We start from the raw sequence: 605 nt of genomic DNA, 5'->3' as shown, positions 1-605 counted from the left end.
TGCTGGAAGGACGCTTTCATACTTGGGCGATCACCGCTGCTTACGGTGATAACTTGATTGCTAAAGCGGATACGCTGGCGGATCAAGCCGGACTTAATAACGAGCAAAAAGCGCAGTTAAAAGAGCTCGGTACATTAATCAACTACAACGGTTATGGCTCGAAAGTCGACGACCTTCATTTCCATCCTGCGGATTTATACCGAGCATTGGTCCAATATATTTCGCCATTCGAAGTCATTGAAGATAAAGCCTCGCCTTACTATCAATTGCAATCAGCTTACCAACAAGACATGGATGCCGCGCAAGCGGTACCAGCCCCATATGAAAGCGACACATTGAAGTTGTTTGAGCTACCAAACACGGCCGCATCACGTCGAATTAGCGGTGTGTATGGCAACTGGCTGGCAAACCAAAATCCAGACTCTGCGCATGCGGTACTCACAGAAAACGCAGATGGTACTTACACAGTTTCACTCCGTGCACCATTGAACAATAAACAAGGTGCTGTTGCCGTGTGTGGGCAGTTCCCTACAGGTGGTGGGCGAGAAGCAGCTGCGGGTATTAATGCCTTACGCAAAGAAGATGTGAATGCATTTATTGATGCG

The 605-nt window shown here is 47.9% G+C and carries 1 pseudogene; it reads left to right on the top strand.

Annotation, left to right across the window (positions count from 1 at the left end):
• Positions 1–605 (top strand): annotated as a pseudogene (locus tag R7Z49_RS26230) (DHH family phosphoesterase); the annotation flags it as partial.

Source organism: Vibrio sp. 1562, assembly GCF_033340155.1.
Lineage (GTDB): Bacteria > Pseudomonadota > Gammaproteobacteria > Enterobacterales > Vibrionaceae > Vibrio > Vibrio alginolyticus.
The sequence above is the reverse complement of the archived record's forward strand: the minus strand, read 5'-3'. Positions and strand labels throughout refer to the sequence as shown.